Annotated in this window: 2 protein-coding genes; both read left to right on the top strand. The window is 64.9% G+C overall.

Going from position 1 to position 1,136, the window contains the following annotated elements:
• On the top strand, positions 1-292 hold a 292-nt coding region (locus ACIRS4_RS38215), incomplete at its 5' end, for a TilS substrate-binding domain-containing protein (protein ID WP_404204877.1).
• A gap of 53 nt (positions 293-345) precedes the next feature.
• Positions 346-903: a hypoxanthine phosphoribosyltransferase gene (gene hpt, locus ACIRS4_RS38210; protein WP_357087534.1), complete on the top strand. Its 558-nt coding sequence runs from the start codon at positions 346-348 to the stop codon at positions 901-903.
• The last annotated feature ends 233 nt before the right edge of the window (positions 904-1,136 follow it).

Below are 1,136 nucleotides of genomic sequence, written 5' to 3'. Positions count from 1 at the left end.
CTCGGCCGTGCTGGACGCGCTCGCCGGTCGGTTGCTGGTGGCCGCGCGGGTGGGTGACGGGCTGGGGATCGAGACGCTCGCCACTGCCGAACCCGCGATCCGGCGCCGCGTCATTCGCGCGTGGCTGCTCGAACGTGGCGCAAAATCATTGACGGACAGCAATTTACGCGCGGTGGAAGCGCTGGTCACGCGGTGGCGTGGGCAGGGCGGGGTCGCGGTGGGTGGTTCACCCAGCGGGACCAGGTTGGTTGCCGCGCGTGAACATGGCAGGCTCATACTCGGGTCGGAGTGAACCCGTTCATTGCAAGAGTCACAGTCGGGTCGACTGAAGGGAAACCAGCGGACGTGTACGGGGACGACATCGCGTCGGTGCTGATCAGCGAGGAAGAGATCGCCGCCAAGGTCGAGGAACTGGCCGAACTGGTCGCCAAACGGTATCCCGCCGATGCCCCCGAGGGTGACCTGCTGCTGGTGGGCGTGCTCAAGGGCGCGATCTTCTTCATGACCGACCTGGCCAAGAAGCTCACCGTGCCGACGCAGATGGAGTTCATGGCCGTCTCGTCGTACGGCTCCTCCACCTCGTCCTCGGGCGTGGTGCGCATCATGAAGGACCTGGACAAGGACATCGCCGGGCGCAATGTGCTGATCGTCGAGGACATCATCGACTCCGGCCTGACGCTGTCGTGGCTGCTGCGCAACCTGTCCAGCCGCAATCCGGCCTCGCTCGAGGTCGTCACGCTGCTGCGCAAGCCCGACGCGTTGCGCACCCAGGTGGACGTGATGGCCGTCGGCTTCGACATCCCGAACGAGTTCGTGGTCGGCTACGGCCTCGACTACGCCGAGCGGTACCGCGATCTGCCTTACATCGGCACCCTGGATCCGAAGGTCTACGGCGGGGAGTAACCGCCGCCTCACCGGGTCGAAAAACAGGCCGCCTTCCACTGTGGGAGGCGGCCTTTTTGCTTCTATGTGACCAAACTCACTCGATCGGCTGGTTTGGGGTGTGGGCCGGGGCGGAGTGTTGTTGCTGAAGGTCAGCGCTCGGATCGCTTTCGGATCGCGAACCGACCAAGATCACGAATCGATGCTGGTCAAGCGTCCGTTCCGAGGCGCTTGGGGGAGTGCTGGCAAATGGC

Origin of the sequence: Streptomyces sp. NPDC101166, assembly GCF_044768125.1 — a bacterium.
In the GTDB taxonomy this organism is placed as follows: Bacteria; Actinomycetota; Actinomycetes; order Streptomycetales; family Streptomycetaceae; genus Streptomyces.
Note: the sequence above shows the minus strand (reverse complement) of the source record. Positions and strands in the feature narration are given on the sequence as shown.